The following is a 22513-nucleotide window of genomic DNA, read 5'->3' as shown; positions in this document are numbered from 1 at the left end:
CATGAACCGCAGGTCTTACCTCAAGAAATCAATGGCCACCGTGGCCGCTACCCTTTGCGTTCCCACCATCGTGCCGGCCTCGGTGCTGGGCAAGAATGCCCCGAGCAACAAACTGCAGATTGCCCAGATCGGCTGCGGCCGCATCGCCCGGGGCCACGACCTGCCGGAAACCATGCGACACGACAGCGCGCGGGTGATTGCCGTCTGTGACGTCGACAGCAAGCGCAAGGAACAGGGCAAGCAGTTCGTAGAGGACTGGTACCGCAAGGAGCGCGGCAGCGACAATTACGTGGACGTGAAGATGTACGACGACTACCGGGAGCTGCTGGCCAACCCGGAAATTGACGGCGTGCTCATCAGCACCCCCGACCACTGGCACGCCCAACCCGCCATCGAGGCCGCCCTGGCCGGGAAGGATATTTACCTGCAGAAACCCACTTCGCTGACCGTGGAGGAAGGGCGCATGATGAGCGACATCGTGCACCGCACCGGCGTGGTCTTTCAGTTGGGAAGCCAGCAGCGGTCGAACGACCCCTGGCCCCAGTTCCGCCGCGCCTGCGAACTGGTCCGCAATGGCCGGATCGGCAAACTCACCCGCGTGGATATCGGCCTGCCCAGCGACCCTTCCGGCGGCGAGATGGTGGAAATGCCCATCCCCGCCAACCTCAATTACGAGATGTGGCTGGGCTCCACTCCCTACGTCCCGTACACCGTAGACCGGGTGCACCCCCAGAATGATTTCTCCCGTCCCGGCTGGCTGCGCTGCGAGCAATTCGGCGCCGGGATGATCACCGGCTGGGGCGTCCACCACGTGGACATCGCCCATTGGGGCATGGGGACCGAGTTCACCGGACCAATCGAGGTGGAGGCTACCGCCCAGTTCCCGGAGAAAGGCCTCTGGAACGTCCACGGCCCCTACCACGTGGAGGCCAAATACGCCAACGGTGTCACCATGGTCATCGACGGTGAACTCCCCAACGGCGTTCACTTCCACGGTACCGACGGGTCGATCTTCGTTTCCCGCGGCAGCGTCGGGGTGACGGCCAGCGACCCCACCTTCGGCAACAGCGAGGCCTTCAAGACCACCCTCACCGACAAGGCGCAGCTGACGATCGGGCCGGACGACCTCCGCCTCTATGACAGCCACGAGCAACACGGCAACTGGCTGGACTGCATGAAGTCGCGGGCCCTGACCGTCTCCCCGGCCGAGGTAGCCCACCGGTCCTGCTCGGCCTGCCTCATCTCCCACATTGCCATGAAGGTGCCCGGCAAACTGCACTGGGACCCCGTCCAGGAACGCTTTAAGAACAACGACGAGGCCAACCGTATGCTGAGCCGCTCCCAACGGTGGCCCTACGGTTACGAAAACATCCCCGCCCTTGCCCGCTAGTCGAAGCCCAAACCCCCGATCCACCGTGTTGAAATCCTGTGTTGCCGGCCTGGCATTCCTGCTGTTGGCGGGCTGTGTATCCACTTCCTCCGATCCGATGCCCGATACCGATCCCGCTAAGGTCCGACTGATCACCCTCGATCCCGGTCATTTCCACGCCGCCCTGGTGCAGAAGAAGATGTACCCCCAGGTCGACTCCACCGTGCACGTATACGCCCCGGCAGGCGACGACCTGCAACAGCACCTGGCACGGATCGAACGCTACAATGCGGGCGACCCTCCCACGGCCTGGCAGCAGGAGGTGTACACCGGTTCCGACTTCTTCGAGCGGATGATTGCCGATCGAGCGGGTAACGTCGTGGTGCTGTCGGGCAACAACGCCCGAAAAACGGAATACATCCAGGCGGCCATCGACGCCGGCCTGAATGTACTGGCCGACAAGCCCATGGTGATCGACCCCGCGGAATACGAAACGCTGGAATCCGCCCTGATGGAAGCGGATGATAAGGGACTGCTCCTCTACGACATCATGACGGAGCGGTTCGAGATCACCACCATGCTCCAGCGCGCCCTTTCCCGACGGGAGGAGGTGTTCGGCGAGCTGCTAAAGGGCAGCGTGGAGGAGCCGGCCATTTCGAAGGAAAGCGTACACCACTTCAGCAAGCTGGTTTCCGGTCAGCCCCTCATCCGGCCGGCGTGGTTCTTTGACGTGCGGCAGCAGGGAGAGGGGATGGTTGACGTGGCCACCCACCTGGTCGACCTTATCCTCTGGGAGACCTTCCCCGATCAGCCCATTGATACCACCGAAGTGAAAGTCGTGGACGCCCGCCGCTGGGCTACCACGCTTACCCCGGAGGAGTTTGCCCACGTCACGGGGCAGGAGTCGTTCCCGGATTACCTGCAGCCCGCCGTCAGCGGGGGCAAACTGGAGGTCTACGCCAACGGAGCGATTGACTTCACGGTGCGCGGCGTACACGGCCGGGCGTCCGTCATCTGGAACTACGAGGCACCCCCCGGGGCGGCCGATACCCACTACTCGGTGATGCGGGGCAGCAAGGCCGACCTGGTCATTCGCCAGGACGCGCCCCAGAATTACCGGCCCACCCTGTACCTGGAGCCCAAGGCTGACCTCCCGGCCGAAACCCTGGAGGCGGCGAGCGCTTCCCTGCAGGAACAGTTCCCCGGCGTGGGCTTCCGCGCCGTGGAGGAGGGGTACGAGATCACCGTGCCGGATGCCCTGCGCACCAGTCATGAGGACCACTTCGGGCAGGTAACTGAGCAGTTCCTGAAATATCTCGCCGCCGGAGAAATTCCGGAATGGGAGCGTAAGAACATGCTCACGAAATATTTCGTGACCACCCAGGCCTACCGGATGACGCACTGATCGGGGAACGGTAGTCTTGTCTATCTTACGGACTCCAAGTTCTACCCCTTCCAAATCCGATCTATGCGCTACCCCCTGACCTTGCTGCTTTTATGCTGGCTCTGCACCCGCGTCCCCGCCCAGGACGGACTGTACGAACGTACGCTGGCCAGTTTGCCGGACTACGAGGCATTTTTGGCCATCCCCAACGATGCCCGCATCGAGGGGCAGCTGGAAGGTAACCTGCAGTGGCTGGAACGGGAATTCAGCCGTCGTGGTTTTGCCACCCAACGCCTGCCCAATGCCGGTATCGACCTCTTCCTGGCCACCTTCCCGGCGGAATCCGCGGCGGCGGAAACAGTACTCTTCTACGGCCACGTGGACGGGCAATCGGTGGACTCCTCCCGCTGGGTGCTGGCCCCGCCCTACACGCCCACCTACGGCCGTACGCGTTTCGACGCCGACGGTAGCGTGAGGTACGAAAAGGCCGCGCTTCCCGCCCGCCCGGATACCAGCGACGTGCGGCTGTTTGCCCGCTCCAGCAGCGACGCCAAGGCGCCCATCATGATGTTTCTGGTGGCCTGGGACGAGCTGATGGCCCGCGGCGAACGGCCGGGCTACACCGTCAAATTCGTCATCGACCCCATGGAGGAAACGAGCAGCCCCGACCTGCCCGGTGCCGTGGAAACCCACCGGCAGGCCCTGGCCGCCGATCACCTCGTGATCCTGGACGGGCCGGTGCACCTGGTCAACCAACCCACCCTGGTGGGGGGAGCCCGCGGTATTGCTACGGCCGAGATTACCGTCTACGGTCCCAAACTCCCGCAGCACAGCGGTCACTACGGCAACTACGCCCCGAACCCCGCCCTGCGGCTGGCCCAGCTGCTGGCAACGATGAAGGACCAGCGGGGCCGGGTGACCATCCCCGGATTCTACGACGGGATCGAGCTGGATGCGGCTACCCGCGAAATGATGGCCACCGTACCCGATGATCCCGCCGAGATCCGCGAGAAGATCGGCTTCAGTGAACCCGATGGGGTAGGGAAGAACCTGCAGGAAGCCCTGCAGTACCCCAGCCTCAACATCCGCGGCATGGCCAGCGGTTGGGTAGGCGACAAGGCCCGCACCATCATCCCCGCATCCGCCATAGCCGAGCTGGACTTGCGGCTGGTGAAGGAAAGCGACGGCGACCGGCTGCTGGAGCTGGTGCGCGTTCACCTGGAGAACCAGGGCTTCCACCTGATTCCCGCCGACCGGGAGCCCACCGACGAAGAGCGGCTGGCCTACCCCCGCCTCGCCCGTATGCAGGGCCAAACCAGCTACGGCGCTTTCCGCACCGACCTGGACGGCCCCACCGGCCGGTGGCTACGCCGCGCCCTGGAGGATACCTTCGGTACGCCCCCCGTGCTCATCCGTACCATGGGCGGATCGGTACCCATTGCCCCTTTCGTGAATACCCTGGACGTGCCGGCCGTGGTGTTGCCCCTCGTCAACCCCGACAACAACCAGCACAGCCCCAACGAAAACATCCGGTTGAGCAACTACTTCCGCGGGGTGGAGAGCCTCTACGGCGTGCTGCGCACCGACCTGTAGCCTGGTCGCCCAGGCGGCGCTGATTTTCCTTCCGTTTCGATCGATCATGCTCACACCCCCGCTTTTTCATCTGGTACCGTCGGACCTGTCTGCTTCCCGGTGGCGGGGAGCGGGGGAATACAGACTGGGGTGGTTGCTGGCGATCGTACTCATCGTCGGGGGGGCACCGGCCCTGACCGCCACGGAGCCCTATACCCCGGAGGTGGTCAACCCCCTGTCCGAGCCCTGGCGCTGGCGGCAATTCCCCGAAGTCGACGGTACGGGCATCCGCTGTCTGGTGGAAACTCCCGACCGCCGGGTCTTCGTCGGGGTCAGCGACGGCGTACTCGAATACGACGGGTATTCGTGGTTGCCCCACCAGGGGACCGGCAGTCCGCAGGGGGAGGCCGTGGAGCAGATCATGGCCACCCGCGACGGGGTGATTTTCGCCACCTCCCAGTGGGGTATTTACCGCTACGCGGAGGGGGAGTGGACCCGGCCGTTGACGGCGCCTAAGAACCTGCCCTTCACCTTTACTTCCCTTCAGCAACTTCGGGACGGTAGCGTCATGGCCGGTTCCAACCGGGGATTCGTCCACCTGCGTACCGATGGCACCCTCGTTTTCTATACCGCCACTGAGAAGATGCGGGCCCTGCGCACCGCCTTCCCCTTTGCGCAAACGGTACCCTTGCCGGTGGAAGCCCTGAACGCCGAGCAGAACTTCCGGGAAGCTTCCGACGTGCTGGAGGACCGCAACGGTGACGTGTGGTTTGCCCTGTCCACCGATATGGAAAACGGCACCCTGCTGCGCTTTCGCTGGTCGGATGTGACGCGGAGCGGCTTCCGGAAGTACGCCGTCATCACCAGTGGCGATGACCTCCACCTCGGTGAGGACCAGCGGCTGCTGGAGGCTGCGGACGGCCGCATCTGGGTCATCAATTCCAGTTCGGACCGCGGTATCCTGGTCTACGACGGCCAGGAGTGGGAGACCATTTACCTGAACCGCCGGTTCGGTGGAGATGAGTACATGACCGACATCGTGCAATCGGAAAACGGGATCATCTGGATCAGCACCATCGCCAAGCTGATGGCCTACTTCCCGGACGGGCAGTGGGCGATGTACAAATCGCCACAATACCCCATCCCCGCCAACCGGGTGATCCTGCAGCAGAGCGGCAGCGACCAGCTCTGGCTGGCTGGTTACAAGTCTAAGTTGCTGCTACTCGACTTATCCTTCGACCGCTGGCTCACGTACGACGGACTCAGCTTTCAATTCGCCGACGGGGACGAAGAGGAATGGTTCATTTCCTACGATAACCGCGTGGTACAGCGATCGGGCACCAACTGGACGGCCCACAGTACCGCGGACGGACTCATGGACGCGCCCGTTCGCCTGCTGCGTACTTCCCGCGGCCAGATCTGGGCAGCGGGTTCTCATCGGGGGCGGGCGGCTACCGCGGTCTGGCGGGGTGGAAAGTGGGAACGCCACCTGCACCCTACGCTGTCGTGGGGCATCGACTACCGGGCCGTATTTGAGGCCAGCGACGGCACCCTGTGGTTCGGCGGCAGCGTGGACGCCCGGGCGGAGGACGGATTTACGAGCGGCTTGCTGGAACTGCCCGATCCAACCGGCGAAGACCTGGAATGGGTGCGCCACGTGTACGGCGAGAACGGACTACAGCAGGCCAACGCCTACGGCATCGGCGAGTCGCCCGACGGGCGCATCTGGATCGGGGGCAGTCGGTTGCTCTTCTACGATGGTACCCGGTGGCAAACCGCCGAAGACGAAAGACTACAGGAGTACGTCAACTGCCTGCACACCGCCCCCGGCCGGCTGTTGGTGGGGTCGCGGTACTACGGGCTGTTCATCTACCAGGATGGCGCCTGGACCAACTACACCACCGCCGATGGGCTGATGGGTAACACCATCCTCAGTATTGATGCCCTGTCGGATTCCGTACTTATCGTGGCGACGGAAAACGGCACCTGCGCCTTCGACGGCACCTCCTGGACGCAGAACATCTTTCCCGAGCAGCTGAACCTGGATTTTGAAGGGGGAACCCTCCACCATACCCCGGAATTTCTCTGGATAGACCACGTCTCCCGCAGCTGGAAGCGGCAGGCCCTGGCTGGCGCCCCGCCGGAACGCGACCAGTACGAGTTCTTCTCTACCCGCTACGGACCTTCCCGGACTCCGCCGGAAACCACCATCTCCTTCTTTACCGAACGGGTGCCGGCCGATGGCAACGGCATCATCTCCTGGACGGGCAAGGACTACTTCGGCAAGACCCGGACCGAGCACCTGGTGTACTCCTACCGGGTGGACGACGGGCCGTGGCAGCCTTACTCTCCGGCGGAGGAATACTCCTTCACCCACCTGGGCGACGGCCCCCACCGGCTGGAAGTCAGGGCCCGTGACCTCGATTTCAACGTCGATCCCACCCCCGCGGTGGTCACCTTCGAGGTGCTGCCTCCCATCTGGAAGCAGGGGTGGTTCATCGGCCTCATTCTCCTCTTTCTCTCCATTTTCGGATTCTACGAATACCGGGTCCACGCCAAGAATGCGAAGCTGGAAATCGTCAACGCAACCCTGCAGGACCGCCACAAGGAGATCAGGCAGCAGCGCGACAAACTGGAGGGCATGCTGGTGCAGCTGGAAAACCTCTCTCGGGCCAAGCTGGGCTTCTTCACCAACATCTCCCACGAACTGCGCACCCCCCTCACCCTGATCCTTGGTCCCATCGATCAGCTGGTCGAGGAACGGGAGAAGCTCCCGCCGTCGCGACGGCAGCAATTGCAGGGCATAGTGCAGCGCAACGCCCGGCGGCTGCTCAAACTCATCGATCAGCTCCTCGAGATCCGCCGCATCGAGCAGAGTGCCCTGGAGATCAAGCTCAGCGACGTTCGGCTGCGGGAGTACCTGACAGGTATCACCTCCCTTTTTGAGGATCTTGCCCTTGAGCGGGAGATCTACCTGGCCTTTACCGGACCGGAAGAGGAGGCGGTGGTGGCGCTGGACCTCGACAAGGTGGAAAAGGTACTGGCCAACCTGTTGTCGAACGCTTTCCGGCACACCCCCCGCGGAGGCAGTATTACCGTTGACCTGTCCACCGTCTCCGCCGAAGCGGCGGGCCTCAACGGATTCTACCCGGAGTATATCCGCCTGGAAGTCAAGGACACCGGCAGCGGCATCAGTCCGGAGAAGATTGCCCTCATCTTCGACAAGTACTACACCTCGCCCAGCGAAACCTCCACGGAAGGGGGGACGGGCATCGGGCTCAGCTACATCAAGGACCTGATCTACCTGATGCAGGGGGACATTCGGGTGGAGAGCACGCCGGGGAGCGGGGCCACCTTCACGGTCTACCTGCCCTTCGTGGTTGGGCGGGAATCGGAGATTAATCCGTCAGATCACCAGCAGGAGGCCTTCCGTACCACCCGGCAGGAAGCCACCCTGCTGCTGAATGGCTACCAGGACACGGTGGAGAAAGAGTTTGCTCCAGCCGGTGAAGCCGAGCGGGTGTTGGTGGTGGAGGACAACCCGGACATGCTCCAGTTCCTGGCCCAGCTGCTGGGGAGCAAATACATGGTAGTGACGGCCACGAGCGGCCGGGAGGGCTTGCGGCTCGCGCAGGAGCTATCCTTCGACCTGGTCCTGAGCGACGTGATGATGGGCGAGATGGACGGCATCACCCTTTGCCACCGGCTGAAGGAGAACCTGGCTACCAGCCACCTGCCGGTCATCCTGCTCACGGCCAAGGTGCTGGATGAGAACAAGGCGTCCGGCTACGCGAAGGGGGCGGACGACTACATCACCAAACCCTTCAACCCGGAGCTGCTGCTGCTCAGGATAGAAAACCTCCTCGATCAGCGGCGGCGGTTGCGGGAGAAGTTCAACCTCGACTTCCGCCTCACCCCGGAAACGGAGGTGGTGGCCTCACCCGACGAGGAATTCCTTCAGCGGCTCACCGGACTGCTGCACGAGCACGTGGCCGATTCCGACTTCAACGTGCGGGCCATGTGTGAGGCGATGCACCTGAGCCATATGCACTTCATCCGCAAGGTGAAGCAGCTGACCGGCAAGAAGCCCATCGACCTGCTGAAGTCCTTCCGCATGAAAAAGGCCAAGGAATTGCTGGCCCAGGAGAGCCTGACCGTGGCCGAAGTAGCCTACCGGGTGGGCTTCGATTTGCCGAACTCGTTCAGCCGTACCTTCAAGAAGGAGTTTGATATGACCCCGACGCAGTACGTCCAGAGCCTGCAGGGAAATGAATAGGAGTAGCTAATCTTTTATCAGGGCTTCCCAGGCCGGGTAATCCTTCCGAATGAGGTCGCGGGGCCAGGAGCCGTAGAAGCCATAGCCCATGCGCCGCTCGTTCTCGATGTCTTCCAGCCGGTAGTGCACCACGGCATCCCGACCGGTGAAGACGGGCCGGAAGGTATCGAGTTCATAGAAGCGGGCCCAGAGGGTTTTGCTGCTGTCCGGCACGATGATGCGGTCGCGGCCGGTGGGCTGGCTGGGGTCGTCGATCCTGTCCATGCGGTACCCGTCGATCCGGACCGAATCCAGGAAATGTACCGCCGCGCGAATACTCCGCTTGATACTTTCGTCGGGGTTTTCCAGCCGCATCAGGAAACGGACGATGCCCACGCTCTCCGATCCACTCAGGGTGGCCGGCTCAAACTTCCGGGCCGCCGCCGGTGCCAGGGTGTGGCGGTCGTGCTGGGCTCCCCAGACGGTCAGCTGACCATTCCGGGCCACCACTTGGGTATTCAGGATGCAGGCTATTCCCCGTTGCACGGCACCCGCGGCCCGCGCGCGCAAATCCTGGTCCACGCTGCCGTACTTCCCCTCGCCCCCGGCGACCTGGAAGAGGAGGTTCATCACGTCGATCATGGCGTTATCGTTGTAGGTGATGTGGCCGTGGTAGCCGGAGGTGTCCGGGTATTTCTGGGGCCAGCCCCCGGCGGCATTCTGGGCGGTCAGCAGGAATTCAAGTCCGCGGATAGCCGCCTTCCGGTAGGCCGATTTGCCGGTTTCAGCGAAGGCCTCCAGCAGATAGTCAATTTCCCGCGTGGTACTGTGGTCGTCCAGGGTGGCATCCTCGCGGGATTTATCCTGGGCGATGGCTGCCCGTTCCTCCTCCGACAGTTCCGCCGAGTAGTCGATGGCGTCGCCGTGATCCTGCGGCCAGCCGCCGTTGTCCCGCTGATACAGCAGCATGCGATCGGCCACGGGGTCCCCCGACTGGGGAAACGACGGATGCGCGCGGCAGGAGAAAAAGAGAAGGCAGCAGAGGGGAAGAAGGAGGTGTTTCACGGGGCAAAATCTTGATGCCACCTAATGTAAAAAGGCCGGGTTCCCCTGGCCAACCAGGGGGTAGGGGATGTGAAAAGCGGCTAGGTCGATGATGATTTCTGCGTGATCCGGCTGGCGGGGCCCAGCCTACATTTGGGAATCCCGGAAGCACCGGCCGGTCCGGCTTCCAGAAAACCTTGTGATTCCCTTTATACGATTGTGCACCATGATCAGATACCTACCCGGATTTTTCGCTTTCCTGTTTCTCCTGCATTGCCAACCCGCTCCGGAAGCGGAGGATGCGGTAACCACCGTCGCCGATGACCCTTGGAACGGGGTGGAGGAAATCCTGGCGAACATCCAGCCCCCTGAGTTTCCCGACCGCGACTTTGACATCACGGCCGAGGGCGCCGTGGCCGATGGCCGCACCGACGCATTGCCGGCCCTCCGCCAGGCCATCGAGAAATGCACCTCCGCCGGGGGCGGTCGGGTGGTGGTACCGTCGGGAGACTTTTACGTAAAAGGTCCCATCCACCTGAAAAGTAACGTCAACCTACACCTGTCGGAAGGGGCCACCCTGAAATTCAGCACCACTCCGGAGGATTACCTGCCTGCGGTGCACACGCGGTGGGAAGGCGTGGAAACCTATAACTACAGTCCGCTCATCTACGCTTACGAGCAGGAGAACATTGCCATCACCGGCAGTGGTACCCTCGACGGGCAGGCCAGCAACGAGAACTGGTGGCCGTGGTCGGGCTCCGACCGCTACGGATGGCGGGAAGGAATGCCCAGCCAGGCCGACGCCAACAGTCGTCCCCGACTCTACGCCTGGAACACGAACGAAGTGCCCCTGGAAGAGCGGCGGTTTGAGGGCGTGAGCTACCTGCGGCCCAACTTCGTGCATACTTACCGGTGCAAGAATATTTTGATTGATGGAGTAACCATCCGCAATTCCCCAATGTGGGTCTTGCATCCTACCCTGAGCGATAACGTGACGATTCAGAACGTACGCGTGATCAGCCACGGACCGAACAGCGACGGCTGCGACCCGGAAAGCTGTAACAACGTGCTGATCAAGAACTGCTACTTCGATACCGGCGACGATTGCATCGCCCTGAAATCGGGCCGCAACCAGGACGGACGCAACAGCGGCCGGCCCATCGAGAACGTCGTCATCCAGGATTGCGAGATGAAGGACGGCCACGGCGGGGTGGTGATCGGCAGCGAAGTGAGCGGGGGCGCCCGGAACATTTACGCGGAGAACTGCGTGATGGACAGTCCGAATCTTGACCGTGCCATCCGGGTCAAGACCAATAAGGTGAGGGGCGGTACCATCGAAAATCTCTACTTCCGCAACATCACGGTCGGTGAGGTACGGGAAGCCGTGGTCCGCATCAACATGCGCTACGACATCTTCTCCGACACCACCCGGGGGTACATCCCGACCGTCCGCAACATCGTCGTCGAGAACGTCACTTCGAAGAAGAGCCGCTACGGCCTCCTGCTGGAGGGCTACAGCCCCGACCACCCCATCACCGGGGTGGAGCTTATCGATTGCCGCTTCGATGGCGTGGCCGAGGGAAACAAGATCGAGTTCGTGGAGGACCTGGACTACCAGGATTACTATCTCAACGGGGAACTGGTAGAGGCGCAATGATCATGCATAGCTATTTACCCTTATTAATTCTTGCCTTCCTGTTATCCTTGGCTGTCCAGGGACAACAAGGTCCAGTCGGCTGGGCTTCACTGAACGGGGGGACCACCGGCGGTGAGGGGGGAGAAACTGTTACCGTGAGCTCACGATCCGAGCTGGTGGCCCAACTGCGGAGCAACACCCCCCGGGTAATCCTGGTGCAGGATACCATCGAGCTCAACCTGTACGAACGGGTGAAGGTGTACGGGAACAAAACCCTGCGCGGGGCTACGCCGGAAGCCATGATCCGGTTCGGCGGACTGGAGGTGGTTGGCAACAACGTGATCATCCAGAACCTGTCCATCGGCGATTCATACGATGGCGACTGGTCGGGCAAAACGCACAGCACCGACGGCATCACGGTGTACGGGCAGAACGTCTGGATCGACCACTGCTGGTTGTACGCCGCCGCAGACGGCCTGTTGGACATCCGCAGTGGCAATGGTATGGATGCCGACTACATCACCATCTCCAACTGCCGCTTCAGCGATCACAACAAGGTGAGCCTGATCGGGTCCAGCGACGACCAGGTGGAAAGCCGGGGCCACCTGCGCACTACCTACTACAACTGCTGGTTCGACGGCAGCATTGGCAAAGGGTTGTCGCAGCGAATGCCCCGCACGCGTTTCGGTGACGTGCACGTCCTTAATACCTACTTCGAGGACATCAGCTCCTACTGCATTGCCGCCAATTTTGAATCCCACCTGGTGGTAGAGAACAATTACTTCCGCAATTCCAATGACCCGCATTCGGTCGGCGACCAGGGGAAAGGCATCCGGGAGCCGGAGCTCGTGAGCATCGGCAACATATACGACGGATCCATCGGCAAGCGGGAAACCAACGGCAATGCATTTGAGCCCGCCAGCCTCTACCCTTACACTGCCCTCCCTGCGGAGGCGGTGCCGGCCCACGTAATGAACTCCGCCGGACCCTTCAATCCGGATACCAATCAACCTCCCGTAGCGGTGACCGACAGCATTGATTTCAGCGACTACGCCGCACCAACCGTGGTGGACGTTACGGCCAACGATTACGACCCGGATGGCGGTGAACTGCGCATCAGCCGAATCCTCAATAACCCGCCGGGCCTGGCCATCGTACGCGACAACCGCATCACCTTTATCCCCCCCGCCGCCGGATCGGGCACTGATACCATCGTGTACGAACTGGTGGACACCCAGGGCGGCATCACCACCGGGCGCGTACTGGTTGCCTACGAAGGCTTTACTACCTCCACCCGGGATATCCTTCCCCTGGGCCAGGTTGCCATTTACCCCAATCCCGCTACTTCCACGGCCACCGTTTCCCTGGCGAAGGAAATTCAATCGAATGCGTGGGTGAGTGTCTACGACGGCATGGGGCGTCTCGTGAACCGTGCTGAATACCCTGCTGCTTGTGGAGGGGACTACGTATTGAATGCCTCCGTCCTGCCCCGGGGCATCTACCACATCGTGGTGGCCACAAGCCAGGGCAACCACACCGAGCGCTTGCTGATTGGCCGGTAACGCCGTTCGGTTTCACTACAGTCAATTCACCCACATGCATTTCTCATCTTTCCTGATCCGCCTGACTGGATTTATTCTGGTAGCTGCCGTGGTGGTGGGCTGTCGGTCCCTGCCCGCCACGCCCCCGACCGTATACCTGATTGGAGATTCTACGGCGGCCGATAAACGGGAGGACCGCCGACCGGAAACCGGCTGGGGAGAGGCCCTATCGGATTACCTCACCGCCGGGGTAGTCGTGGAAAATCACGCCCGCAACGGGCGCAGCTCCCGGTCCTTCCGTCAGGAGGGGCTGTGGCGGATCGTCTACGAGGCGATCCGGCCCGGAGATTATGTATTCATCCAGTTTGGTCACAACGACCCTAAGCCGGATACTTCCCGTTTTTCCTCTCCCGAAGACTACGGAGACAACCTCAAGCGCTACGTGGAGGAAACGCGGGAGCGGGGCGGTCGGGCCGTGATCCTCAGCCCCATCGTGCGGCGCAAATTCGATGCAGCGGGCGTGCTGCAACCCACCCACGAGGCGTACCCCGCTACCGCCAGACGTGTGGCCCGGGAGATGAAAGTGCCCTTCATCGACATGACCACCCTTAGCCGCGACCTGATATCCGGTTACGGCGATGCGCCTTCCCAAGCACTGTTCCTCTGGCTCGAAGCGGGAGAACACCCGAACTATCCAGAGGGCGTGGAAGACAACACTCATTTATCACCCGCGGGTGCCCGGGCCATCGCAGGGTTAGTTGCCCGGGGTATTCGGGAAGCCCGGTTGCCGCTGAGGCGACAACTCGTAGGCAAATAAATAGGGAGAAGCGAAGGTCCACCGACTCAGGAGGCAGCGAATCCAGACAATAAGTGTAATATAGACCTTTATAGGAAAGACTTTTTGGCCAAGCGCGTACCTTCCACTCCGCGTACCGCACCCCTGAACCGCCGTTCGCCACGATCAAAGCCTGAAGTAATGACTGAACTCCTGAAAATCCACCCCGCCGACAACGTCATCGTTGCCCTGCGCGACTTCCGCGCCGGCGAGGAGGTCGAACTGCCGGAGGGTGGCACCCTGCCGTTCCGCGAGGATGTGCCCACCAAACACAAATTTGCCGAGCGCGACTTCGCCGAAGGCGATACCATCACCATGTACGGCGTCACCGTCGGGAAAACCCTACGGCCCGTGCCCCGGGGCACCCGCATCAGTACCGAAAACGTGGTGCACGCCAGCAGCGATTACTCCGTCGGGCAGCGCAGTACGGAATGGGACGCCCCCGACGTTTCCGCCTTCCGCGGACGGACGTTCTCCGGCTACCACCGCGGTGACGGGCAGGTGGGCACCCGCAATTACTGGCTCGTGATCCCGCTGGTGTTCTGCGAGAACCGCAACGTGGAGGTGATCCAGTCGGCCATGCTCGAGAAACTGGGTTACGTCACCGATCGCGCCTTCAGCGTCGACGTGGATGCCCTCATTGCCAAGTACCGGGCGGGAGCAGCGGAGGAAGACATTCTGTCCACCGAAATTCTTCGCTCCGGAACGGAACTACATGGCAAGCGGGTCTTCCCCAACGTCGACGGCATCAAGTTCCTCACCCACCAGGGCGGCTGCGGCGGGATTCGCCAGGATTCCGAGGCGCTGTGCCGGTTGCTGGCGGGCTACCTCAACAACCCGAACGTTGCTGGTGGAACGGTGCTCAGCCTGGGGTGTCAGAACGCCCAGGCCGGCTTCCTGCAGGAAGCCCTGGACCGCATCGCCCCGGACTTCAGCAAGCCCCTCTATATCCTGGAGCAGCAGCGCAGCAAGTCCGAAAGGGAATTCATCGCCGAGGCCGTGAAGGTGACCTTCACCGGACTGATGCAGGCCAACCAGATCGAACGCCGCCCGGCGGGGTTGGAGCATTTGACCCTCGGCCTGGAATGCGGCGGCTCGGACGGCTTCTCGGGCATCTCCGCGAATCCGGCCCTGGGGTACGCCTCCGACCTGCTCGTCTCCCTCGGCGGGAAGGCCATTCTCTCCGAGTTCCCGGAACTGAACGGAGTAGAGCAGGAGCTGGTGAACCGCTGCGTCACCGAGGAAGGGGCCCTGAAATTCGCCCACCTCATGCGCAGCTACAGCCAGCGGGCGGAAGCGGTGGGGTCGGCCTTCTCCATGAACCCCTCCCCGGGCAACATCCGCGACGGACTGATCACCGACGCCATGAAATCGGCCGGAGCCGCCAAGAAGGGGGGCACCTCCCCGGTGGTAGATGTACTGGATTACACTGAGCAGGCCACCCGGCCCGGCCTGAACCTGCTCTGCACCCCGGGCAACGACGTGGAAAGCACCACTGGCCTGGCCGGTTCCGGGGCCAACCTGATCGTTTTCACCACCGGGTTGGGTACCCCCACCGGAAACCCCATCACCCCCACGGTAAAGATGGCCAGCAACACCGCCCTGGCGCAGCGCATGGCCGACATCATCGACATCAACGCCGGTACCGTCATTTCCGGCGAGGACACCATTCAGTCCAAGGGCGAGGAGCTGCTGGAATTGCTGCTGCGCGTTGCCAGCGGCGAACAGCTCACCCGCGCCGAACAGCTCGGGCAGGACGACTTTATCCCCTGGAAACGCGGGGTATCCCTTTGAACCCGCGGACCCGCCCCAAAGAAACACCCACAACGATTATGCACTCACTCAACCGAACCACTGCCAGCGTAGCCCCGCCGCCCCCCGAGAGGGTACTGCAGTTTGGCGGGGGCAACTTCCTTCGGGGCTTTGCCGACTGGATCATCCAGGTGTACAACGACACGCGTGACGCAGACCTCGGCGTCCTCGTCGCCAACAATTCCGACCGCCGCATTTATTCCGAATGGCAACAGCAGGACGGGCTCTTTCACGTCCTGACCCGCGGTATCCGCCAGGGAAAGACCGTAGACGAGGTGGACCTGATCACGAACGTAAGCCGCGTCATCAGTATGGATGCGGACTGGTCCGGATTCCTGGCATCGGCCGAGCAACCCGACTTCCGGTACATCATTTCCAACACTACGGAAGCCGGGATCCGCTTTTCCGAAAACGACCGACTCGACTCCGGCGTGCCCGACGAGTTCCCCGCCAAACTGACGGCCTGGTTGTACCGCCGCTTCACCCACTTCGCCGGCGTCGAATCCCGGGGCTGCATCGTCTTCCCCCTCGAGCTCATCGTCGACAATGGCAGCGTACTGCGGGACCTGGTGGTCAAGTACGCCCGTCACTGGTCGCTGCCGGAGGCATTCGTCGCCTGGGTGCAGCAGCATTGTACCTTCTGCAATACCCTGGTCGACCGCATCGTGCCCGGGGTAGGGGAGGCCGAGCAGGCTACAACCTGGGAGCGGCTCGGTTTCCGCGACGTAGCCGTAACCCAGGGGGAACCCTATCACCTGCTGGCGATCGAGGCACCCGCGGCTGTGCGCCAAGAACTGCCCCTGGACCAGATCGGACTGAACATCATTTACACCGACAACCTGACGCCCTACCGGCGCAGCAAGGTGGCCATCCTGAACGGGGCCCACACCTCCATGGTACCCGTAGGCTACCTCAGCGGCAAGGAGACGGTGCGGGAAACCCTTGAGGACGAAACCACCGGCGCCTTCGTTCGGGAGCTCCTCTTCGAGGAGGTGATACCTATTCTCCGCCTGCCCGAGGTGGACCTGGAGCGGTTCGCCGATGACGTGCTCGATCGCTTCCGCAACCCCTTCATTCACCACCGGCTGCTGAGCATCTCGCTGAACTCGGTCTCCAAATTCCGGGAGCGCGTCCTGACGTCCCTGCTGGCCTACCTCGAGCAACGGGGTACGCCACCGCCGCGGATGACGCTGGCCTTTGCGGCCCTGATCCGCTTTTACCGGGGCAAGCGGGCCGGACAGCCCATTCCGCTGAAGGACGACGACTGGGCCATCGACTTCCTCCAACGGGCGTGGGCGGAATGCAATTCCCTGGATGAACTGACTGGCCGCGTCCTGGGCTGGAAACGGGCTTGGGGCCGCGACCTGTCGGACCTCCCCGGCCTCGCGGAAGAATTGTCGCTGGCCCTCGATCGCATAGAACGGGAGGGGATGGCCGAGGCCGTGGAGCTCACCCTGACCTCCCAAACCCGCTAGTGATGCTGCGCGCTCTACTCGTCCTCTGTTTCCTTTACACGGCCATGATGCAAGCCCAGCAATCCCATCCCCTCTACCCGGGAAAGGTGCCGAACTCACGGGCGGTACCCAATCCGGAATCCGTAGAGCACCGCGCATCCGGCGGGCGGGCCATCAGCAACGTGGCCATACCGGAGCTGACCGCCTACCGGCCGGAGCACCCCAATGGGCAAGCGGTGATCATTTGCCCCGGGGGTGGATACGCCCGCCTGGCCTACGACAAGGAGGGCGTGTGGATTGCCAAGCAGCTGGTGAAGGACAGTATCACCGCCTTTGTGCTGAAGTACCGTATCCCCCAGGATGCGACCAACGTAAACAAATCCCTCGCACCGCTGATGGACGCCCAGCAGGCCATCCGCACGGTACGGAAGCAGGCCACCGACCACGGGGTCGACCCCAACCGGATCGGCATCATGGGCTTCTCGGCGGGTGGCCACCTGGCCGCTACCGCCGCTACCCAATTTGCCCGCCCGGCGGATCCGAATGAAACGGATACCACTTCGGTGCGGCCCGACTTCGTCGCGCTCATCTACCCGGTCATTTCCTTTGATTCGACCATCACCCACGCCGGTTCCCGCCGCAACCTCATCGGGGATGCACCTCCTGCATCCCGGGTGACCCGTTTCAGCGCCGAGGAGCAGGTGACTCCGCTCACACCCCCCGCTTTCCTCGTCCACGCCGCCGACGACCGGGCGGTGCCGGTGCAAAACAGCTTGCGGTTCTACGAAAGCTGCCTCCGCCACGGGGTAGCCGCCGAAATGCACCTCTACGCCGCCGGTGGCCACGGTTTCGGCCTCCGCAACCCCACGACCCCCGACCGGTGGCTGGAGCGCTTTACCAACTGGCTGCGCACGCTGTAATCGCCCGGCACCTGCGTTCGCGCATCATGGAAGTTTCCCGGGCGGGGACGCGGGTGCCGCGTTAACTTCTAACCGCCATGCTACGTCGCCCATGAAAATTTCCCTGTTCCTTCCCTTGCTGCTGGCCGGTGGGCTTTACGCCCAATCCGGTTACCAGCCCCGGGATACCAGCTACTCCATCCATTCTTCCTACGAGAAGATCCGCCGCAGCCATCCGGAGGTGAAGCCCGTTTACCCCCGGTTGCCGGTGGGCGTAGGGGCGGATACCAATGTGGTTTACGCCCGGGTGGGGGAGGACCGGCCCCTGCACCTTGATGTGTTCCGCAAGACCGCCATCGGTCCCCGACCGGGCGTGCTGATGATCCACGGCGGGGGCTGGACCACCGGGTCCAAGGAGAACCTCACGGCCATGGCCCAGCATCTGGCGGAACGGGGTTACGTCACCGTGGTGCCAGAATACCGCCTGAGCGCCGAGGCTCCCTATCCGGCGGGGGTGGAGGACCTGAAGCGGGCCGTACGCTGGATGCGGGCCCACGCCACTGAGTACGGCATCGATACGAGCCGGATTGCCGCCTATGGTTGCTCCGCGGGCGCCCACCTGGCCTCCCTTCTGGGCACCACGTATAACCTGGACCTTTACGACGGTGCCCAACCTCCTGCCGCCCCCTCCGCCGCGGTTCAGGCCGTCGTGAACGTTGACGGCATCGTTTCCTTCGTTCACCCCGCGGCGGAACCGGAATGGACGGGCCGCTCAGCCACGGCCTGGCTGGGCGACTACACCAAAAATTACGAAAGGTGGCGGGAGGCTTCCCCCCTGGAGTACGCCGATGAGCATACGCCGCCTTTCCTCTTCATCAACAGCTCCTACCCCCGCTTTCACGCCGGGCGGGATGACCTGTTCGCGGTGCTGGACCGCCACGGCATCTACCACGAAGAGCACACGTTTGCCGATACGCCCCACGCCTTCTGGCTGCTGGACCCCTGGTTCGCGCCAACGCTGGAGCTTACGGTGTACTTCCTCCGGCGGGTCTTTCCCTGAGTTGCGGACTGCTTACAGGGGTATGAGTTACCTGATGGCCGCCCTTCCACAAATACGAAGCGCCCGGATAAACCGGGCGCTTCTTTGGGAATAAATGCGATCACGAAAATCAAAAGCACAATCTTAGAACGGTCGCCAGCGGGGGTCACCCGCGTCGCGGACACCGGCAAAGCCGTTGTCCTGGAAGTTAAAGTTGAGCGCATCGGGGGCTACCCACAGGTCGTCGGCCGTGCCGTTGTACTGCAGGGCAGGGAAGCCCGGGATCTCCGATCCGGGGGTGAAGGCGAAGTCGGCGGTGGCGTAGGTATTGACGATGTTGAAGTTGGTGTTCTCCAGTCCGTCGTAGATGCCGCGCACGGCGGTATTGCCCGTTTCTCCTTCGTCCCACGCCGGGCCCCAGATGGTGTTGGTGATGGTGATGCCTTCGAGTACGTTGCTCAGCAGGCCATCTTCACCCCGCCAGCGGAAGATGATGCCGTCCGGGTCCCCCACTTCGGAGAGGGTACAGTTGTCGATGGTGATGCGTTGGGCGTTCTGCCGCGACTGCATGAAAACGTGGACCTTGGAAAAGGTGCTGTTGGTCAGCGTGATGTTGTCGAAGGCCGCGTTGCCTACGCCGTCGGTATCCGCGGTGAGGATGCCGTAGCCGCCGATGTGGTGGACAAGGGAGTTGTTGATCGTGTAATTGTGCACGAACACCTGGTTGCGGATGCGGATGATCCCGCGGAAATGGCTGATGATGCAGTTCTCGAAGGTCAGTTCGTTGACGACGGTGCGGGCGTCGCGCTTGGGGTTGAACACGTAGTCGCCACCGATGTCTTCACCCCGCAGTTCCACGTCAATGAAGCGGACGTGGTCGATGGTAGCCCCTTCGGCGAAATTCCAGTTGCCGGTAGTGTACAGCACCGTCTTCTGGCTGCCGAAGCCGTAGGCCGAGGTGATGGTGATGGACTTGTCGAGCGGCTCCCGCGGCAGGTTGTACTGGAATCCTTTCTGCAGGACGATGACCTGTCCGTCCTGCGCCAGGGCGATGGCCGCTTCCAGGGTATCCGGGTCGCTCGAGTTGCTCAGGTTGATGACGTTGGGATCGTCCAGGTCGATGGCGCTGGCGATGGTGGTGAAGAGATCCCAGCCGCGCAGGGTCTCCCCCTCACCGCCGCTGTAGATCGCGATCTGGTATTCCGTCTCCGCTTTGAGGCCACTTACGATGAAGGCACCGGTGTCCTGGGCCACGGCATCCACTTCATAGGTTTGCAGGGGATCCGTCAGTCGCTCGTCGCTGCCTCTGAACACCCGGATGTGGGTGATGGGCGCCCCGGCCACCTGCCAGCGTACCCGTGCCAGGGCATCGAGCAGGTCCCCTTCGGTCGGGCTGATCAGCACGGAAGGGAAGCGCTCGGTGCGCACGTCGCCGAGGTCGGAGGGGCGGCTGTCAAAGGCCTCCTCCGCGGCGTGGGCGGTGGCCCTCACCTGGTAGAGGGTGGCGTAGAGCAGGGATTCCCCGTTGAGGGTTTCCTCGTTGATGACCACGTAATGGGTGTCGGCCTCTATCGTGTACAGGACCGAAGCAAAGGAGTCGCGGCTCACCTCAATGGTGTAGGACGTGGCCTCCTTGATGTTGCCCATGTTGACGATGATGGTATTGAGTTCGGCCTCCAGGGGTTCGTTCAGGACCGGCCGGAACAGGCGGGTTTCCTCGTAGAGTTCCTCCTTCTCACAGCCTGAGAGGAGCAGCAGTGCGCCCCCCAGCAGCATAAGGCACAGTTTGGGCAGGATTGTCATGGACTGTTTCATTGGTATAGCTTGAATAAGTGAGTGGACCGGGGTATCAGAATGCATAGCCGTCGTTTGAGAGTGTGCCCTGGCTGTTGGTGATGGCCTCTTCCGGGATGGGGAAGATGTAGCGTACCGTACCCGGTTTCGGCCCTTCGTCGATGTAGTTCCTCCAGTCCTTCAGGATCCACTCGTCGTAGACGGTTACCTCATCGTTGAGGGCGAGCAGCCACGGTTCGCGGTTCCAGCTGTCGTCCGGTGGCACGGCCACGTCGGTGTCGGGATTGAGGACGACGAAGTTGCCGCTCTCGTCCACCTTCCAGTAGAGGTAGTCGGGCAGCTCGGCGTATTGTCCGGAGCCTTCCATGGCCGAATCGGCCATTTTCTTAAGGGTGGTGACGGTTTCGGCTACCTTTTCGGAGTAGTTGCCCCAGCGGATGAGTTCGTACTTGCGGATCATCTCACCGCCGAATTCCCAGGCCCGTTCGTTGACGATGGCCTCGAAGAAGGTTTCCTTGCCGGCGGACACGCCGGCTACGTAGGCGTCCACCTTTTCTCCCCAGTCGGCCTCGTCGAAGGCGCGGCGGCGGACCCGCTTCAGGCTTTCCTGGGCCAGGGCGGTGGGGCCGTTCAGCTCGTTCTCGGCTTCGGCGTGCATCAGTATGACGTCCGAGTAGCGCAGCATGGGCCAGTTGATGCCCGTTCCCTTGGCCGAGGAGGCGCCGGGGGGCGAATCGAGGTCCCAGCGACTCCATTTGCCCTGGGCGATGTTGCCTACGCCACCGCGGGCGAATTCCACCTCGCCGTCGGTGTTGATCATGTAGAAGGCACAGGTGACGTCGCGCCGGATATCGTCCGGATCAAAGGAGTAGAAGTAGGACACCGGCATGGCCATGTAGTTGTTGCCGGAGCCGTAGTCGTGGGAGGCCGTGGCCCCGCCCTGGACGGTGACCCCGATGTTCCAGCCCACGTCGCCGTTGCCGATGGCGAAGGGCACTTCGAAAAGGATATCGCTATTGACCGGCGAGATGAACTTGGCGTTGTTCAGGAACACCTGGCGGAAATCCTCCGGCAGCGGGCGATCCTTCAGGGCCATCAGCTTCTCCGTGTACTTCTTCGCGATCTGGTAATAGTCGAGGTAGTCGGCTTCCCGGGCCTGGGTGAGGTCGGGTTTGAGGTAGTAACCGCCACGCTGCAGCGACAGGCGGGCGATCATGCCGAGGGTGTATTCCCGGTTCACCTGCTCGATGCCGTAGGGCAGTTCCTCGGCCCACAGCATCTTCCCTTCGATGTCGATCATGTCCTGGATGACCTCGCTGAGGATGAAGTTGCGGTCGGTCTTTTCGAGAAAGAAGTCGTTGCCCGCCTTGGGGGCTTCACGGACGTAGGGCACGTCGCCCCAGTAGTAGGCCAGGATGCTGTACCAGTAGGCCCTCAGGGTGTAGGCTTCCCCCAGCAGGTGGTTCATGGTGCGGGTGGTGAGGGCGTCCTCCCCGGCCAGGGCGGGGCTGTTCTCGATACCGTCGATGGCAATGTTGGCATCGCGGATGGCCTGGTATGCGGCGTTCCATACGCGGCGCAGGTCGTTGTTGCTCGACAGGGCCTGGAGGTCCCAGATCTGGTAGCGGTCGGAAGAGCTTGTCCAGCCGCTCTGGTGCTCGATGTCGGTGTTCCCCGTCATGTTGTTCGACAGGCGGGAGCGGAAGGCGTCCTCACCGAAGGGGGCGTAGATGGCGTTGACCCCCTTGCGGGCGTCGTCCACGTTGGAGAAGACGTAGTTGGTGTCGAAGGTGGAGATGGATTCCGGTTCGAGGAAGTCCTGACAGGCGGTGAGGCAGGTTACCGCGAGTACCGCCAGTATAGCTTTATAAGGCATGAT

General features: G+C 62.5%; 14 protein-coding genes. 11 read left to right on the top strand and 3 right to left on the bottom strand.

What is annotated here, in order from left to right; all coding sequences use genetic code 11:
- Position 1 precedes the first annotated feature (1 nt).
- The 4 genes from CGL56_RS02175 (at position 2) to CGL56_RS02160 (ending at position 8601) form a co-directional block, all read left to right on the top strand.
- Positions 2 to 1390, top strand: a complete 1389-nt coding sequence (locus CGL56_RS02175; RefSeq protein WP_099104853.1) for a Gfo/Idh/MocA family protein — start codon at positions 2 to 4, stop codon at positions 1388 to 1390.
- 25 nt (positions 1391 to 1415) lie between these two features.
- Positions 1416 to 2774 carry a putative oxidoreductase C-terminal domain-containing protein gene (locus tag CGL56_RS02170; protein WP_209280259.1) on the top strand — a complete coding sequence of 453 codons (1359 nt, stop codon included), beginning with the start codon at positions 1416 to 1418 and terminating at the stop codon, positions 2772 to 2774.
- A gap of 63 nt (positions 2775 to 2837) precedes the next feature.
- Complete coding sequence (locus tag CGL56_RS02165) at positions 2838 to 4346, top strand: M20/M25/M40 family metallo-hydrolase (protein ID WP_099104851.1); 1509 nt, start codon at positions 2838 to 2840, stop codon at positions 4344 to 4346.
- A gap of 46 nt (positions 4347 to 4392) precedes the next feature.
- Positions 4393 to 8601 carry an ATP-binding protein gene (locus tag CGL56_RS02160; protein ID WP_099104850.1) on the top strand — a complete coding sequence of 1403 codons (4209 nt, stop codon included), beginning with the start codon at positions 4393 to 4395 and terminating at the stop codon, positions 8599 to 8601.
- A gap of 6 nt (positions 8602 to 8607) precedes the next feature.
- On the opposite strand, the gene pelA is transcribed toward CGL56_RS02160, so the two are convergent.
- Positions 8608 to 9645 carry a pectate lyase gene (gene pelA / locus CGL56_RS02155; RefSeq protein WP_209280260.1) on the bottom strand — a complete coding sequence of 346 codons (1038 nt, stop codon included), beginning with the start codon at positions 9643 to 9645 and terminating at the stop codon, positions 8608 to 8610.
- A gap of 205 nt (positions 9646 to 9850) precedes the next feature.
- Between pelA and CGL56_RS02150 the strand changes: the two genes are divergently transcribed.
- From CGL56_RS02150 to CGL56_RS02120, 7 genes are all read left to right on the top strand, one after another.
- The gene (locus CGL56_RS02150; protein WP_099104848.1) at positions 9851 to 11281 is read left to right on the top strand and encodes a glycoside hydrolase family 28 protein; all 1431 of its coding nucleotides are present in this window, start codon (positions 9851 to 9853) and stop codon (positions 11279 to 11281) included.
- Between the two features lie 134 nt (positions 11282 to 11415).
- Positions 11416 to 12822 (top strand): pectate lyase family protein, encoded by a 1407-nt coding sequence (locus tag CGL56_RS02145; RefSeq protein WP_167641513.1) that lies wholly within the window; start codon positions 11416 to 11418, stop codon positions 12820 to 12822.
- A 34-nt stretch (positions 12823 to 12856) separates the two neighbouring features.
- Positions 12857 to 13618: a rhamnogalacturonan acetylesterase gene (locus CGL56_RS02140; RefSeq protein ID WP_099104846.1), complete on the top strand. Its 762-nt coding sequence runs from the start codon at positions 12857 to 12859 to the stop codon at positions 13616 to 13618.
- A 159-nt stretch (positions 13619 to 13777) separates the two neighbouring features.
- Entirely contained in the window at positions 13778 to 15430 is a 1653-nt protein-coding gene (locus CGL56_RS02135) for a UxaA family hydrolase (protein WP_099104845.1), read from the top strand.
- A gap of 38 nt (positions 15431 to 15468) precedes the next feature.
- Positions 15469 to 16923 carry a tagaturonate reductase gene (locus tag CGL56_RS02130; RefSeq protein ID WP_099104844.1) on the top strand — a complete coding sequence of 485 codons (1455 nt, stop codon included), beginning with the start codon at positions 15469 to 15471 and terminating at the stop codon, positions 16921 to 16923.
- A 2-nt stretch (positions 16924 to 16925) separates the two neighbouring features.
- Positions 16926 to 17822, top strand: coding sequence for an alpha/beta hydrolase (locus tag CGL56_RS02125; RefSeq protein ID WP_099104843.1), 897 nt, complete (start codon positions 16926 to 16928; stop codon positions 17820 to 17822).
- Between the two features lie 91 nt (positions 17823 to 17913).
- Positions 17914 to 18861 (top strand): alpha/beta hydrolase, encoded by a 948-nt coding sequence (locus CGL56_RS02120; RefSeq protein ID WP_099104842.1) that lies wholly within the window; start codon positions 17914 to 17916, stop codon positions 18859 to 18861.
- Positions 18862 to 18984: 123 nt separating this feature from the next.
- Here CGL56_RS02120 and CGL56_RS02115 read toward each other — a convergent pair whose 3' ends face one another.
- Together CGL56_RS02115 and CGL56_RS02110 are read right to left on the bottom strand one after the other, a co-directional pair.
- Entirely contained in the window at positions 18985 to 20643 is a 1659-nt protein-coding gene (locus CGL56_RS02115; protein ID WP_245183944.1) for a DUF4957 domain-containing protein, read from the bottom strand.
- Positions 20644 to 20689: 46 nt separating this feature from the next.
- Positions 20690 to 22510 carry a RagB/SusD family nutrient uptake outer membrane protein gene (locus CGL56_RS02110; RefSeq protein WP_099104840.1) on the bottom strand — a complete coding sequence of 607 codons (1821 nt, stop codon included), beginning with the start codon at positions 22508 to 22510 and terminating at the stop codon, positions 20690 to 20692.
- Positions 22511 to 22513 lie beyond the last annotated feature (3 nt).

Source organism: Neolewinella marina, assembly GCF_002631205.1.
GTDB lineage: Bacteria > Bacteroidota > Bacteroidia > Chitinophagales > Saprospiraceae > Neolewinella > Neolewinella marina.
The sequence above is the reverse complement of the archived record's forward strand: the minus strand, read 5'-3'. Positions and strand labels throughout refer to the sequence as shown.

Excerpts from the sequence above, each read along its gene's own strand:
- CGL56_RS02175 (WP_099104853.1), top strand. The coding sequence starts at position 2 with ATGAACCGCAGGTCTTACCTCAAGAAATCAATGGCCACCGTGGCCGCT.
- CGL56_RS02165 (WP_099104851.1), top strand. The coding sequence starts at position 2,838 with ATGCGCTACCCCCTGACCTTGCTGCTTTTATGCTGGCTCTGCACCCGC.
- CGL56_RS02160 (WP_099104850.1), top strand. The coding sequence starts at position 4,393 with ATGCTCACACCCCCGCTTTTTCATCTGGTACCGTCGGACCTGTCTGCT.
- CGL56_RS02150 (WP_099104848.1), top strand. The coding sequence starts at position 9,851 with ATGATCAGATACCTACCCGGATTTTTCGCTTTCCTGTTTCTCCTGCAT.
- CGL56_RS02140 (WP_099104846.1), top strand. The coding sequence starts at position 12,857 with ATGCATTTCTCATCTTTCCTGATCCGCCTGACTGGATTTATTCTGGTA.
- CGL56_RS02135 (WP_099104845.1), top strand. The coding sequence starts at position 13,778 with ATGACTGAACTCCTGAAAATCCACCCCGCCGACAACGTCATCGTTGCC.
- CGL56_RS02130 (WP_099104844.1), top strand. The coding sequence starts at position 15,469 with ATGCACTCACTCAACCGAACCACTGCCAGCGTAGCCCCGCCGCCCCCC.
- CGL56_RS02125 (WP_099104843.1), top strand. The coding sequence starts at position 16,926 with ATGCTGCGCGCTCTACTCGTCCTCTGTTTCCTTTACACGGCCATGATG.
- CGL56_RS02120 (WP_099104842.1), top strand. The coding sequence starts at position 17,914 with ATGAAAATTTCCCTGTTCCTTCCCTTGCTGCTGGCCGGTGGGCTTTAC.
- CGL56_RS02115 (WP_245183944.1), bottom strand. The coding sequence starts at position 20,643 with ATGACAATCCTGCCCAAACTGTGCCTTATGCTGCTGGGGGGCGCACTG.
- CGL56_RS02110 (WP_099104840.1), bottom strand. The coding sequence starts at position 22,510 with ATGCCTTATAAAGCTATACTGGCGGTACTCGCGGTAACCTGCCTCACC.